General features: G+C 50.6%; 9 protein-coding genes. 7 read left to right on the top strand and 2 right to left on the bottom strand.

Annotated elements, in window-relative coordinates:
- The first annotated feature begins 263 nt into the window (after nt 1-263).
- Complete coding sequence (locus DXV75_RS15975; RefSeq protein ID WP_245953262.1) at nt 264-3,410, top strand: TonB-dependent receptor; 3,147 nt, start codon at nt 264-266, stop codon at nt 3,408-3,410.
- Between the two features lie 266 nt (nt 3,411-3,676).
- Nucleotides 3,677-6,691: a TonB-dependent receptor gene (locus DXV75_RS15965; RefSeq protein WP_115594429.1), complete on the top strand. Its 3,015-nt coding sequence runs from the start codon at nt 3,677-3,679 to the stop codon at nt 6,689-6,691.
- A 90-nt stretch (nt 6,692-6,781) separates the two neighbouring features.
- On the opposite strand, the gene argR is transcribed toward DXV75_RS15965, so the two are convergent.
- Nucleotides 6,782-7,246 carry a transcriptional regulator ArgR gene (gene argR / locus DXV75_RS15960; RefSeq protein WP_115594428.1) on the bottom strand — a complete coding sequence of 155 codons (465 nt, stop codon included), beginning with the start codon at nt 7,244-7,246 and terminating at the stop codon, nt 6,782-6,784.
- 322 nt (nt 7,247-7,568) lie between these two features.
- Between argR and mdh the strand changes: the two genes are divergently transcribed.
- Together mdh and DXV75_RS15950 are read left to right on the top strand one after the other, a co-directional pair.
- A complete protein-coding gene (mdh, locus tag DXV75_RS15955; RefSeq protein WP_115594427.1) occupies nt 7,569-8,507 on the top strand; it encodes a malate dehydrogenase in 939 nt (312 codons plus the stop codon).
- A 52-nt stretch (nt 8,508-8,559) separates the two neighbouring features.
- Entirely contained in the window at nt 8,560-8,850 is a 291-nt protein-coding gene (locus DXV75_RS15950; RefSeq protein WP_115594426.1) for a hypothetical protein, read from the top strand.
- Here the strand turns inward: DXV75_RS15950 and ppc are convergent.
- Nucleotides 8,847-11,468, bottom strand: coding sequence for a phosphoenolpyruvate carboxylase (ppc, locus tag DXV75_RS15945; RefSeq protein WP_115594425.1), 2,622 nt, complete (start codon nt 11,466-11,468; stop codon nt 8,847-8,849). The genes DXV75_RS15950 and ppc overlap by 4 nt on opposite strands.
- Nucleotides 11,469-11,701: 233 nt before the next feature.
- Between ppc and bamJ the strand changes: the two genes are divergently transcribed.
- The 3 genes from bamJ to DXV75_RS15930 all read left to right on the top strand — a co-directional run bounded on the left by bamJ (nt 11,702) and on the right by DXV75_RS15930 (nt 15,538).
- A complete protein-coding gene (bamJ, locus tag DXV75_RS15940) occupies nt 11,702-12,322 on the top strand; it encodes a BamJ family beta-barrel-assembly machinery protein (RefSeq protein WP_115594424.1) in 621 nt (206 codons plus the stop codon).
- 248 nt (nt 12,323-12,570) lie between these two features.
- The gene (fabV, locus tag DXV75_RS15935; RefSeq protein WP_115594423.1) at nt 12,571-13,749 is read left to right on the top strand and encodes an enoyl-ACP reductase FabV; all 1,179 of its coding nucleotides are present in this window, start codon (nt 12,571-12,573) and stop codon (nt 13,747-13,749) included.
- Between the two features lie 448 nt (nt 13,750-14,197).
- Complete coding sequence (locus DXV75_RS15930; RefSeq protein WP_115594422.1) at nt 14,198-15,538, top strand: Na(+)-translocating NADH-quinone reductase subunit A; 1,341 nt, start codon at nt 14,198-14,200, stop codon at nt 15,536-15,538.
- Nucleotide 15,539 lies beyond the last annotated feature (1 nt).

Genomic DNA, 15,539 nt, shown 5'->3' with positions numbered 1-15,539 from the left:
TGGCATTAAACACTGTTTATTTAAAGCGGCAACGGTAAGCATAGCGAGTGAGAGTTTGATGCAGCAAAATGTCGAGGCGAACTCAGTGGCCGGGCCTGGATTCCTGGCTGGAATAATTATAAAAAATTTATTGTTATCAGTGTGTTAGTAATTTTCTGGTAACCGTTTTGTCATGAGGCTGAAATAAAGCTGCTTAACAATAAAAGCGTTTATTCAGCACTGCTCAATCTCGTTTACAAGCATCTAATAATTAAGGGAAACACATGATAATTAGCAAATCCAATCTCAGTCGCGTGGCGATCGCTGTGGCGTTATCGGTCGGTATGGCCACGTCGTCGCTGGCAAATACCGGGCAGTCTTCTGCCATGCGTGGAGTGGTTGTTGGTCCGCAGGGTAATCCGGCCACAGGCAGTACAATTACGATTTTGCACCAGCCTTCCGGGACGGTTAAGGAAGTTACCGTTAACTCAGATGGTGCTTTTAGTGCTCGTGGTTTGCGGGTTGGTGGCCCCTACACCATTATTGTTGAGTCAGATACATTTCAAAGCCAGGTGATTGAAAATGTGTATCTTGACCTGAACGACACCTATGAGGTGGATGCCCAGCTCAAGTCAATCACTGATCTGGAGCGCATTACGGTTACAGGTTCCCGGGACTTCTTTGGTTCCAGTGGTTCAAGTTCGGTGTACGGTGAAGACGCGATCAGTAAAATGCCTACCTTCAACCGTGACCTGAAGGATATCGTACGAAACAACCCATTGGCAGTGGTGAGCCCCGATGGTTCTGAACTGAGCGTGGCCGGCTCAAATCCCAAGTACAACGCCCTGACCATCGACGGTGTCGGTATTAATGATACTTTTGGTCTGCAAAGCAATGGTTACCCTACCAGCCGCCCGCCAATTTCCCTTGATGCGGTTGGGCAAATCTCGATTGAATATTCACCGTTCAACGCCCGTGCAGGCAAGTTTGCCGGCGGGAATATCAATGTGGTTACCAAGTCCGGTACCAACGAATTCCATGGCACGGCATTTTTTGAGACCGTACCCTGGATGGATGATGCCAAAGATACAAGGCTGAACCCGGGTAACGAGATCCCTGTTGAGAACGAGGAAGAAAGTTACGGCTTTACCGTTGGCGGCCCACTCATCAAAGACACGCTGTTTTTCTTTGCGTCTTACGAGCACTGGGAAGAAGAAGTATCGTCCAATTACAATCTGGACGACCTTGCAGGTTCCGGCCACGACGTGACTAACGGTGAGGTGGAACGGGTACTGGGCCTGTTCCAGTCGGTATATGGCCTGAGCGATTCGATAGGTGGTGCGCCGGTTCCGGACGAGGACGAAAAACTGCTGATTAAACTGGACTGGAACATCAACAACGATCATCGCGCTGATTTTACCTACAGTGACCAGGACAACACCCAGCTAAACAGCTTTACCGATGATGACGAAACCGTAAATCTGCTTTCGAACAACTGGACCCGGTCACAAAAAAATACTTTCTATACCGCGCACCTTTATTCCGACTGGACGGCGGACTTCCAGACCGAAGTCAGTGTGTCTTACAAAGAATTTGAACAGGCTTCCCTGACCAATTCAAACTGGGGTGAAATCAACATCCAAACGGCGGATGGCAATATTGTTGCCGGGCAGGATGAAAACCGTCACGCCAACGTTCTGGCCAATGAGGTGTGGTCATTTGGTTTCCATGCCACTTATCTGGCGGGTGATGTAGAGTACAAGTTTGGTGCTGAAATTGAAGATACCTGGAACTTCAACCTCTATGGCCGGGACTCTGCCGGAACCTGGTACTTTGACAGCATCGACGATTTTGAAAACCGTATCATTTCTGAACTTGAATACGCCAATGCGTATACCAACAATGTTCAGGACATAGCGTACGACGTTAACAGTACCCAGTATGCCATTTACGGTGATGCAAATTTTGAGTTGTTCGACGGCTTCGTTGTTACTGCGGGGTTACGTTATGAGTATCTGAGTGTGGATGACAAGCCGCAGCTTAACAGCAACTTTCAGAACACCTACGGTTTTGCCAACACTGAAAACCTTGACGGATTTGATATTTTGTTGCCAAGAGTGGGTTTTGACTGGACAGTTACTGACGATTTGACCCTGCGTGGTGGGGTAGGTCGTTTTTCTGGTGGCATGCCACTGGTGTGGATTTCCAATGCTTATACCAATGACGGTGTGACTAAAGACAGCACTGAAATCAATGAACTCGACCCATCGCTGGTGGATTTTACCGGGGTTCCCCAAACGGTACAGGCTATGCTGGCACAAGGTGCAGGCAGCACCAATCAGATTGATCCGGGCTTCGACCTGCCATCCGACTGGCGTTATCAGATTGCTGCGGACTATCTGTTTGATGTACCTGGCCTGGGTGAAGACTTTGCGTGGACAACCGAGCTGACCTACGTTGACAAAGCGGACGCCGCTTACTGGATTGATCTTTCCCGGGTAGATAACGGCAACCGCACCGTGGACGGCGGCCGGATTATCTGGGACAACGTTTACGATGGTACCGATTTTGAAAACAACTATGATCTGCAGCTGACCAATTCGTCAGACGGTGGCCGCAACATCATTCTGTCCACGGCATTGAATAAGCGGTGGGACAACGGTTTCTCAGTGAATGCCTCCTATACCCATCAGGATATTACGGAAGCGAACCCAGGAACCAGTTCCACCGGTGAGTCAAACTATCAGTATGAAGTTACCGTAAACCGTAATCATCCTCAGGTTGGAACCGCGTACTACGAAACCGAACATCGTCTGGTGTTGAATTTGGGTTACGAAAAGGAATTTTTCAGTGGCTACGAAACCAGTTTCAATCTGTTCTTTGAACGCCGTTCCGGCCGTCCGTTCTCCTGGACACTGGATGCGTTCCGGGATGGCGATCTGGGCGATCAGCCGGAGTTTGATGATTCTGACATTTATCTGCCCTATATTCCGTTCGGTGCCGATGATCCGGCGGTGGCGTTCGGAGAGCCCGGTGCACGCCAGTTGAGTTACGAACAAATCATGGCGTTTGCCGAGGCCGCTGGAGTGGCGGGGGCTGCAGGCGGGTATGTCAGCAAATATTCGGCTACCCAGCCTTGGGTGACCACCATGGACCTGAGCATTACCCAGGAAGTTCCTGGGTTTGCAAAAGGGCACAATGGGGTGGTGTATTTTACCATCGACAATTTTGCCAACCTGCTTAATGACGACTGGGGTAAGGTTTATGACATGAACTTCCCGCAACAAAAACTGTTTGCTTACGATGTAAATGATCAGGGGCAGTATGTGTACGAAGAAACGTTTGGCGGTACGAGTACGAAAAACTACGACAACTTTGAAGCTGATGATTCCGTATGGCGCATTAAAGTGGGCGTGAGGTACGTGTTCTAACCAAACACCTGTTGGTGTAAAACATTTAAACCCGGTTGCCGCCCAGGCACCGGGTTTTTTCTGAGCTGAGGCTGAAATTGGCGTAAAGAACGGTCAGATGCCATAATTTTGCTCATAAAACACAGCCGATGCACGCCTTTTTGAGGAGTGACACTGGCGCCAAACTGCAGAGTGACAGCATTGGCTCTGTATACATTTCGCACAGAATAGTCGTGGATGTTATCGCCTTCTTGTGTAAAGCACACAACAATTTGGGGATACTTACCATGTCCAATCAACCTCGGTTTATTCGCCCGGGCCTTGCACTGGCTGTTACTTTAGGGCTCGCCACTTCCGCCGCCGCTCAGCAGACTTCTTCAAGCATACGGGGCTCCATTACCGGCCCTCAGGGCAATGCGGATACCACCTCCACCATAACCGTTATTCATGTACCCAGCGGAACGGTGCGCCAAACCAGTGTGGGCAGCAACGGCCAGTTCAGTGTTTCGGGCTTGCGGGTTGGCGGGCCTTATCGCATTGAAGTCGACTCCGACCAGTTTCAGGACACCTTTTTGGATGACGTTTACTTGAGCCTGGGTGAACCTTACAGCGCGAACCTTACCCTGAGTGCGCCCCAGGACATTGAAAATATAGTGGTGACGGCCTCACCCATCAGCTCAATTTCGCTGAATGAACGCGGCCCGTCAGCTAATTTCGGGCTTGAGCAGTTGCAGAGTGCGCCAGCCATCAACCGCAATATTTCTGATGTCGTCAGGCTGGATCCCCGCATTTATGTTGACGAGTCCAGGGGGGACCAGAACGGCATTCAGTGTGGCGGCAAAAATCCGCGCTTTAACAGCCTGACCCTGGATGGGGTGCGCATGAACGATTCCTTTGGCCTTAACGATAATGGCTATCCAACAGAAAGGATGCCGTTTTCCTACGACGCTATCGAGCAGGTCGCCGTCGAGTTGGCCCCCTTTGACGTTATTTATGGTGGCTTTACCGCCTGTAACATTAATGCGGTGACCAAGTCAGGGACCAATGAATTTCGCGGTTCTGCTTTTTACGATTACACCAGTGATTCGATGCGAGGAGACTCGCTGGAGGGCGATAAGATCGCTTTGGGAGATTACAGTGAAAAACGTTATGGATTCAGTATTGGTGGCCCGCTCATCAAAGACAAACTGTTTTTCTTTGCTGCCTATGAAAAGCTGGAAGGGGCAAACCTGTTCGAGCGGGGGCCAATCGGCTCCGGCGCTGTCAATATTGTTGATGTGAGTCAGCAGGAACTGGATGAAATTGTCAGTATCGCAAAGGACCTGTATTTGTACGATCCGGGTCCAATCCCTTCCAGTCTGGACAATGAAGACGAAAAACTGTTGGTAAAGCTGGACTGGAATATTAATGATCAACACCGCTTCTCCTTCACCTACAACTATAACGACGGGAATAATTTCACAGAGTCCGATGATGAAAATTACGAGTTTGAATTCGAAAACCACTTGTATGAACGTGGTGCCAAACTCAACTCTTATTCCGGTGCGTTGTATTCAGACTGGAGTGATAACTTCTCCACTGAGATTCGACTGGGATACCTTGATCTGGACAATCGTCAAATTCCGGTGGGCGGTACCGATTTTGGCGAAATTCGGGTTGAGACGCCTAACGTGGACGTTTATCTCGGTGCCGACGACAGCCGCCACGCCAATGACCTCAATTATGACATTCTGAATTTTTCGTTCCGGGGCCTCTATTACTTCGACAATGGCCACAACGTTACATTTGGCTTCGAAACTGAAACATTGGATGTGTTCAACATGTTTGTGCAGCATGCTGAAACTGAAATCCGGTTCCGCAGCATAGACGATTTCCGCGCTGGATTTCCGTCAGCCATTTATTACAACAATGCACCTTCCAATGTGCCACAGGATGCAGCTGCCGAATGGAGCTACACCCTCAACTCCCTGTATATGCAAGATGAATTTGATCTTCTGTACGGAGACCTGACAGTGGTCATGGGCATTCGGTTTGACTGGTATTCGTCCAGCGATAAGCCGATTGAAAACACCGCATTTACACAGGAATACGGATTTTCCAACACCAATACCCTTGATGGTGAAGGGCTGTTTCAGCCTCGTTTGGGGCTGACCTACCGGCTGTCCGACGACACCACACTGAGAGGTGGCCTGGGCTTATACACGGGGGGAAATCCGAATGTGTGGCTGTCTAACAATTTCTCGGCCAACAATGTGTTGCAGTTTGGTCAGCGAGGGCGCAATTTTGGCTATACCGACGGCTCCCGTTCGCTGTTTGATGGCGACATTATTTGGCAGGCAGTTGAGGAAGGGCGCCCGGCCGGGCCCGGATACGGTATCCCTTCTGAACTTTACGAGGCAGTAGCCGGTGGCAGCGGAGACAACTTCGAAATCAACTATCTGGATCCGGGATTTGATTTACCCTCCGAATGGAAATTGTCATTGGGTGTAAACCATACCTTCGATAACGATTACGTAGTGAGCGCAGATCTGCTGGTAACCCATGCCATGGATTCTGCCATTGTTCTGCATGGCGATTTGGAACGGGTAGGCACTACCGAAGATGGTTACCCTATTTATGACAGCGTTCGTGAGCCCAGTTTTGTGCTCACCAATTCAAAAGAAGACAGTACGTCCTATACCTTGTCGGCCTCAATGTACAAATCGTACGACTTTGGCCTGGATTACATCTTGGGTTATGCGTTTACCGAGTCGGAAGACGTGCAACCTATGACCAGCGCTGTAGCATTTTCCAATTACACTAACCGGGCCTTCTTTGACCCGCAGGAACAGGTGTCGTCCACCTCCAACTACAACATTCGTCACCGCTTCACGGCTATGCTGAACTACGAAATGTTTTTGTTTGGTGACTATAAAACCCAGTTGTCTGTGTACGGTTCTTTGAATGAAGGGCAGCCCTACAGTGTGACATACGATGGTACTGTCGACCCGTACGATTTTACGCCCTATCTGGACTTTTTGCCTATCGTGTTGCGTCCGGGTGAAGAACGAAACAGCAATGAGGGCCCATGGTGGGGCAAAGTTGACATCAAGCTGACCCAGGAGTTCCCAGGGCTGGCAGAAGGGCACAGGGCAAGCGCATTCTTGATAGTGGATAACTTCACCAACCTGCTTAACGATGATTGGGGTATTCTCGACGAAGTGGATTTCCCCAATACCGTTGAAGAAGGTTCAGAGCCTTTCTCACGGGTCGGGGATGCGTCTTTGTATGAAATTCGGATTGGGGTCAGGTATGAGTTTTAGAACTGGGCCACGCCGGTAACGTTCAGAGCCGCTCACCGGCGGTAACGGGAAAATGGGGCATCGCTTTTCGGGCGCTGCCCTTTTTATTTTTCAGACGTTCTCGAACAGGTCTTCGACCCGTTGGCGCAGGTTCTCAATTTGGTTTACGTCTGCCGGTGCAATAAAAATGGTGTCGTCACCGGCGATGGTGCCCAGTACCCCGTCTTTCTGGCTCAGTGAATCCAGCAGTCGCGCGATGAGTTGTGCGGCTCCCGGGCTGGTTCGTATGATCACCATGACATTGTTGTGTACAATGTCCAGCACCAGCTGTTTCAGGGGGCTTTTCGCTGTGGGCATGCCAAGCTCGGGCGGCAAGCAGTAGACCATGTCCCCCCTGGCATTGCGGGTGCGTACTGCACCGAACTTACTGAGCATGCGGGAAATCTTGGACTGACTGATGTTGTCAAAGCCCTGTGCTTTCAGAGCGTCCACAATTTCGCCCTGTGAGCCGTAGCTCTCGGCTTTGAGAATTTCCTTGAATGCTTTAATCAGTTGTTCTTGTTTTGCGTTGGCCATGGTCTTCCGCCAAAAAGTATTCGGGCTGCTTGTTAACCATGTATTGTGCCGTAGCGGTGGCATAAGCGCAATTTTGAATGCATAATTATGCACCCTATTGCATGTTCAAAGCGAGATTTGTGGTGAAAGCCCTAGATTAATCTCATCATGCAGGGCAATAGCCTAGCCCGAACGTTGCGATATTCGCCATATGAATAGATAAAATAACCAATATAAATCGTCATTGTTGGTGGTTAGCGCTATCAGACGATTGAGTTTTGCCTTACGTTGCTTTAGGGTGACGGTCCGTTTTTAAACGAGTGTATTCCATAGGAGAAATGGTATGAAAGTAGCCGTGTTAGGTGCTGCCGGTGGTATTGGTCAAGCGCTGTCACTGTTGTTGAAAACACAATTGCCAGCTGGCTCGGAACTGGCTCTGTATGACGTGGCACCTGTTGTACCCGGTGTGGCGGTGGATTTGAGCCACATCCCAACGGCTGTAAAAGTGACCGGCCACGGTAAGGATGAGCTGGATGTTGCCCTGAAAGGCTGCGACATTGTACTTATCCCTGCGGGTGTTCCTCGCAAGCCCGGTATGGACCGCTCTGATTTGTTCAACATCAATGCCGGTATCGTTAAGAGCCTGGTTGAAGGTGTTGCGGAAAATTGCCCTGAAGCGTGCCTGGGAATTATCACCAACCCGGTAAACACTACGGTTGCGATTGCTGCTGAAACGCTGAAGGCCAAGGGCGTTTACAACAAAAACAAACTGTTTGGTGTTACCACTCTGGACGTGATCCGTGCAGAAACCTTTGTTGCTGAACTGAAAGGGCTCAACCCTGCCAATGTGCACGTACCGGTAATTGGTGGGCACTCCGGTACTACCATTCTGCCGTTGCTGTCGCAGGTGGAAGGTGTTTCCTTCACTGACGAAGAAGTGGCAAACCTGACTACCCGTATTCAAAACGCGGGTACCGAAGTGGTTGAAGCCAAAGCGGGTGGCGGTTCTGCAACATTGTCTATGGGCCAGGCTGCAGCGCGTTTCTGTTTATCCCTGGTTGCAGCGATGCAGGGCGAGAACATTGTTGAGTACACTTACGTGCAAACTGACGACAGCGACGATGCTGCGTTCTTTGCTCACCCGGTTCGCCTGGGTGCCAACGGTGTGGAAGAGATTCTGCCTTACGGTGAACTGAGTGCATTCGAGCAATCTGCCAAAGACAGCATGCTGGAAGGTTTGCGTGGCGACATCAAAATTGGTGTTGAATTCGTAAACGCTTAATTTGAAGGCAATGTGCCGGGGCTGATGAAGCCTTTATGAAAAAGCCAGTCAGGTGAACAACCGGCTGGCTTTTTTCATTTTCAGAACAAATAAAAAACGCCAGCACTATGGCTGGCGTCAGAGTGTTGATAAAGCCCCGCTTTCACGCGAAACACTCTGCGGACTGGAGACAAACGTAGCGAGCGAAGAAAGTGCAAGGAAAAAGTCGCCGAAAAACCGCAGTTTACAAATGGTAAATGAGGATTTTGAGAAGACTTTTGACGCCGCAATTTCAAGCGCAGTAGTTTGTCATCAGGGTGACGCCAGCACTATGGCTGGCGTTCTGTATGGGGCAGTTGCTTAACCCGTGTTGCGCATACCAATCGCAATGCCGGCTATCGTTACCATCATGGCTCGTTCAAGCACGCTGTTTTGAGCGTCTTCACCGGCCTTACGGATCCGATCCAGCAATTCAATTTGCAGATAATGCAGTGGCTGGAGGTAAGCAGCCCGGATATTCATGGATTCTTTACCCTGAGGGTCTTTATCCATAATGCTTTCCTGACCGGTCAATGCCAGCAGGGACTCGATGCTTTCCTGCAACTCCTCACGCAATGCTTTTCCGAAGCGCTTGAGTTCCTGAGGTACCAGGCGGGCATCGTATTCCTCGCTAATACGTGGATCGGCTTTGTGGAACACCATGTCGAGCATGGACAGACGGGAGCGGTAGAACGGCCAGTCCTGGAACATCTCATTCACGATGGCTTCGTCTTCTTCCGATTTGACCTTGTCAATGGCGCGCATCACACCTAACCAGGAAGGCAGAACCAGACGGGTTTGGGCCCAGGCAAAAATCCATGGAATGGCCCGCAGGCTTTCGATACCGCCGGAAGGTTTACGTTTTGACGGGCGGCTGCCCAACGGCAATTTGCCCAGTTCCTGCTCGGGGGTGGCGACCCGGAAGTAAGGCACAAAGTTAGGGTCGTGACGCACGGTTGCACGGTAATTGTCACGCCCCAGCGCGGCCATTTTGGTGATCAAATCGCGCCATTCCTTTTTCGGCTCTGGCGGTGGGAACAACATGGCTTCGATGATGGCACTGGCGTAAATGCCCAGACTGCGTTTGGCCAGTGTCGGCATGCCAAACTTGTAGCGGATGGTTTCACCCTGCTCGGTAACCCGGAAGCCACCTTCCAGAGAGCCCGGAGGCTGGGAGTGAATGGCTGCGTGAGCCGGCAGGCCACCGCGGCCAATCGTGCCACCCCGGCCATGGAACAACGTCAGGGTAACGTCGAATTCTTCAGCCAGTTTTACCAGTGCTTCCTGAGACTCGTACTGTGCCCAGCCAGCTGCGATAGCGCCGGCATCTTTGGCAGAATCCGAATAGCCAATCATCACATACTGACGGCCCTTGATGTAGCCACGGTACCAGTCTACGGACAACAGCTTGCGCATAACATCCGGTGAATTGTTGAGGTCGTCCAGGGTTTCAAACAAAGGGGCGACCGGCATTGGCCAGTCAACACCACTTTCTTTCAGCAACAACTGCACCGCCATAACGTCGGATGCTTCACTGGCCATGGATATAATGTAAATTCCAAAACCGTGCTGGCTGTGTTCTGAAATGACCTTACAGGTGTTGAGTACTTCCTGTACTTCTTCAGAGGCATCCCAGTTCGCAGGGAATAGCGGGCGTTTGGAACCCAGCTCCCTGAGCAGGAATGCCTGCTTGTCGGCTTCGCTCCACTGGGCATAATCGCCCAGGCCCAGATAGCGGGTCAGTTCGCTGAACACGTCCGCGTGGCGCTGTGAGTCCTGGCGTATGTCAAGCCGCAGCAGGTGCACACCAAATGCCTGTACGCGGCGAATGGTATCCAGCAGCAAGCCATTCGCGGTAACTTCCATACCGCAGTCACACAGCGACTGGTAACACAGCATTAGTGGTTCGAGCAATTCATCGTTGTGGCTAATCCAGTTGCCTGAATCCACACTGTTGCCTGAGAGGTAATCGGCAATGCCGTCACGGGTTTGCGTGCAGCGGCGCAATAACGGGCGCAGAATGGCCCGATAGGGCTCGTTGGCATCGCCAACCGCATCGCGCAGCGCGGCATTGCAATCGAACATCGAAAGTTCAACCTGCAACTGCTCCAGGTCCAGCGCAAACAACTTGGCGGCCCTTTTTCTGGCCAGCAACAATACCTGCTCGGTTACTTTGTGGGTTACAAAAGGGTTTCCGTCACGGTCACCGCCCATCCAGGAGCTGAAATGAATGGGAGCTGCGTCCAGTGGCAGGCTTACCTTGTATTCCTGTTGCAAACGCAAATCGAGTTCGCGCAAAAACTCCGGTACCGCTTCCCACAGGGAATTCTCAATGACCGAAAAACCCCAGCGAGCTTCATCAACCGGAGTCGGGCGTACCGAGCGAATTTCTTCAGTGTGCCAGGCCTGACTGATTAAATCGGCAATGCGGGTTTCCAGTTTTGCCCGGTCTTCAGTCGATAAAGACTCCTGGTGGATGGCTTTCAGGCAGCGGGCCAGCTCTTTGTGCTTGTGAATGAGAGTACGACGGGTTACCTCTGTTGGGTGCGCCGTCAGAACCAGGTCTACATTCAGCTTGCTGACAGCCTCCTCAACAGAGGATGTGCTGAGCTGGGCTTTGTGCAGATGTTCAAAAAGGGCATCAATGGTCACATCGACGTCCATGGCACTGTTGTATTCCTGCTCGGCGATATTGCCCAGATTCAGGAACTGTGCAAAGGCACGCCCTACTACCAGCAAATCTTTGTCTGCCAGCGTTTTGAAAATTTCTTTCAGATTTTCACTGCTTTGAGCGTCGCCCTGATAGGACGCGCGCCCGTCCTTACGAATCTTCTCAATACGGTCCAGCCAGTCTTGGCCGAGTTCAGACTTAATCGTCTCGCCAAGGACTTTTCCGAGATATCGAACCGTATCTTTTAGTTCAGCGTCATAGTGTGATTGCATAGGCATCCTCCTGCTTGCGTGCGCAATACCTTACTGTTTTGGAAGAAAGTTGTCTAACCTCATTGAGTTATAAATTAAACCCGAAAGAAAGGTTCAAAACTGCCCAAACTTTCGTCCAAGCAAAGCCAGACGCGGTGTGATACACTTGCGCGCCAAGCATTTACAGCATCATACGCTTAAATTCGTTTGATTAATATTTGAACAAAAATTGTAATTTAATTTCAGGAGTGACTGTGACTGATAAATTTTCCACCGTTGAAACGCAAGCCAGCTACGGTATTGGCTATCAGATGGGCCAGCAGCTTCAATCGAATCCTTTCGAAGGCCTCACACTGGATGCCGTGGTAGAAGGGATCCGGGATGCTTTTAACGGTGAAGCCCAGCAAGTGGATAACGAGGCCTTGCGCGAAGCGTTTGGTCAGATCCATCAGCGCATGCAGGCAGCCAAGGCTGAAAAAGCCAAAGCGTTTATTGAAGAAGGGGCCAACTATCTGGCTGAGAACGCCAAGCGTGAAGAAGTAACCGTGACTGAGTCCGGGCTGCAATACGAAGTTTTAGCCCAGGGCGATGGTGAAAAACCAACCGCTGACAGCACCGTTCGCACCCATTACCACGGAACCCTGATCGACGGTAAGGTGTTTGATAGTTCTTACGACCGCGGTCAGCCGGCCGAGTTTCCGGTATCCGGCGTGATTAAAGGCTGGACCGAAGCACTGCAAATGATGCCTGTAGGCTCTAAATGGCGTCTTTATGTGCCCCATGATCTGGCTTACGGTGAGCAGGGCGCCGGTGCTGCAATTGCACCTTACAGCACACTGGTATTTGATGTTGAATTGCTCGACATTATTGGCTAGTCAGCCTTGTCCCTGTGTGGTCACCCTGGCCGGTGGCCACCTTTAGTCTGTGTAAACATTCCCTTTCCGGCTACTCCTTACCCCACAAGTTAAATAACTCCGGCTTTAATCTCTCTGTTTCTTTGTGGTAACCCTATGACTAATATAGTATTTTACGCTGGCTATTGAGTTTTGGCCAAGCTGCTCAGAGTTGTTATCCGGCTGCGCGCGTTTACAATACCAGCACACATGTTTAAGGACGTATGATTATGATTATCAAGCCTAAAGTTAGAGGCTTTATTTGTACCAATGCACACCCTGCAGGGTGTGCTGCTTCAGTTGCCGAGCAAATAGACTATGTCCGCCAGCAAGGGGATTTGGGGGAAGGCCCCAAAAACGTACTGGTAATCGGCTGCTCCACCGGTTACGGGTTGGCTTCCCGAATCACTTCAGCGTTTGGATACGGCGCCAAAACCCTGGGTGTCTGTTTTGAAAAAGAGCCCTCCGAGCGCAAAACCGCCACTGCAGGCTGGTACAATACAGCGGCATTTCATCAGCAGGCTGCCGAAGCAGGCCTGTATGCGGAAACCCTTAACGGTGACGCATTCTCAGACGAGATGAAGCAACAGGTAATCGAGAAGATTAAACAGGATTTGGGTACTGTAGATCTGGTTATCTACAGCCTGGCGTCTCCCCGGCGTACCGACCCCAAAACCGGAGTTACCTATAAATCGACCTTAAAACCCGTGGGTCAGTCTTACACCACCAAAACCTACGATACAGATAAGGATTTGGTGCACGATGTCACTCTGGAACCCGCCAATGACGATGAAATCCTGAATACCATCAAAGTCATGGGCGGTGAAGACTGGGAATTGTGGATGGATGCTCTGGTTGAAGCTGGTGTGGTGGCTGAGGGCTGTAAAACCACGGCTTATACCTATATCGGTAAGGCTCTGACCTGGCCGATTTATGGTCAGGCAACCATCGGTAAAGCGAAAGAAGACTTGGATCGTGCCGCAGCATCAATCAACGGCAAGTACAGCAGCTTGTTGGTGGATGCTCATGTTTCATCGCTGAAGGCTCTTGTAACTCAGGCCAGTTCTGCCATTCCGGTTATGCCTTTGTATATCTCGCTGATTTACAAGGTAATGAAGGAAGAAGGCACCCATGAAGGCTGTATTGAACAGATATTTGGTCTGTTTAACGGCTGCCTGTATGGTGATGCTCCGACTCTGGATGAAAAAAACCGTTACCGTATGGACGGTAAGGAAACCAACGACGCAACCCAGGCGAAAATTCAGGCTTTGTGGGATCAGGTTACTCAGGATACTTTCCATGAACTGAGCGATTACGCCGGTTACAACCACGAATTTTTGAAACTGTTTGGTTTCGACATTGATTCAGTAGATTACGAACAGGACGTTGACCCTCTGGTAGGGTGGTAAGGCCGTTTTGTAGAGCCGTCTGTACGACGGCTTTTTTGTGCTCGTGATTACCCGATTGTGCCTGTGACCTGAATAATATAACCAACAAAAAATGTGGTTAATCCATTATTTGCGTAGCGTAATTGAGGTGGATAATGCTAAAATCCCGAAATTAAGTAGCGGGTTGTTCGACTCTGCTTCTCAACGCCGGTACTTAAAAGCGCATCACAACGAGGCTGCTCAGTTTAGTCAATCGTTGGTCAAACAAAAAAATAAACACCAGTAAGCGACTTTCTGGCCGTGCCGATTCAGGCGGACCCAGTGGAACGGGAAGAAAACATCAGGGTGAGTGTTGTTTAGTTTCAATGGGGTGACTAGCACCCGTTGAAAGTGCGTTTTTGCATGCTGACAGGCAGCCATGCTGCGGTTATGCAAAAGGGTATTTCTATTAGAGTAGTGCGATAAACATATGATAAAAATCAAGAAAGGTCTCGACCTCCCTATTAAGGGAGCGCCGCAACAGCAGATCGCCGATGGGGCTGCTGTAACGCGCGTTGCCGTTCTGGGAGAAGAATATGTGGGTATGCGTCCTACCATGCACGTCCAGGTTGGCGACAAGGTGAAAAAAGGCCAGATTCTTTTTGAAGACAAAAAGAATTCCGGCGTTAAATTCACCGCACCAGCTGCAGGCGAAGTGGTAGAGGTAAACCGTGGTGCCAAACGTGTTCTTCAATCCGTTGTGATTAAAGTTGAAGGTAACGATAGTGTTGCTTTTGATACCATCCCTGCGGACCAGATCGCCAGCGCATCCAGAGAACAGCTTCAGAACGTTCTCGTTGAATCCGGCATGTGGACGGCGCTTCGAACCCGTCCTTACAGCAAAGCGCCTAAATTGGAATCTGTTCCGCACTCGATTTTTGTGACGGCAATGGATACCAACCCGCTCGCCGCCGATCCGGCAGTTATCATCGCCGAACGTGAGGCAGACTTCGTTAGCGGTCTGAAAGCGCTCAAGCAATTGAGTGGCGGTCAGGTGTTTGTCTGTAAAGCCAGCGGTGCAAATATCCCTACCGGTGACGCTGCAGTTGATATCGAAGAGTTTGGTGGCCCACACCCGGCAGGTCTGGCCGGCACACACATTCACTTCCTGGATCCGGTTGGTGGCAAGAAGATCGTCTGGCACATCAATTATCAGGATGTGATGGCGATAGGTTCATTGCTGACCACCGGGGAGTTGGACAATCGTCGTGTTATCGCGGTAGGTGGCCCGGCTGCCAAGAATCCTCGTTTGGTTACCACACTGATCGGTGCTGACCTGAACGAACTGGTTGCCGCTGAACAGGAAGGCGATGACGTGCGTGTGATTTCCGGTTCCGTGCTTAACGGCACCACCGCGCAAGGCGTACACGCTTACCTTGGGCGTTTCCATTTGCAGGTTTCGCTGCTTAAGGAAGGTCACGAGAAAAAACTGTTTGGCTGGTTAGCTCCAGGTTCAGACATGCATTCTGTTACGCGTGCCTATCTTGGGCACCTTACCGGCAGCAAGTTGTTCAGCATGACCACTTCCACCAATGGCTCTGAGCGTTCCATGGTTCCAATTGGTAACTATGAGCGTGTGATGCCTCTGGACATCATTCCCACCCTGTTGCTTCGCGATCTTATCTCTGGTGATACAGACAGCGCACAAGCATTGGGTTGCCTCGAGTTGGACGAAGAAGATTTGGCCCTGTGTACCTATGTATGCCCGGGTAAATACAACTACGGACCAATCTTACGCGGCTGTTTAACCACCATTGAGAAAGAGGGTTAAG

The sequence above is a fragment of the Alteromonas aestuariivivens genome (assembly GCF_003367475.1).
GTDB classification, from domain to species: domain Bacteria; phylum Pseudomonadota; class Gammaproteobacteria; order Enterobacterales; family Alteromonadaceae; genus Alteromonas; species Alteromonas aestuariivivens.
Note: the sequence above shows the minus strand (reverse complement) of the source record. Positions and strands in the feature narration are given on the sequence as shown.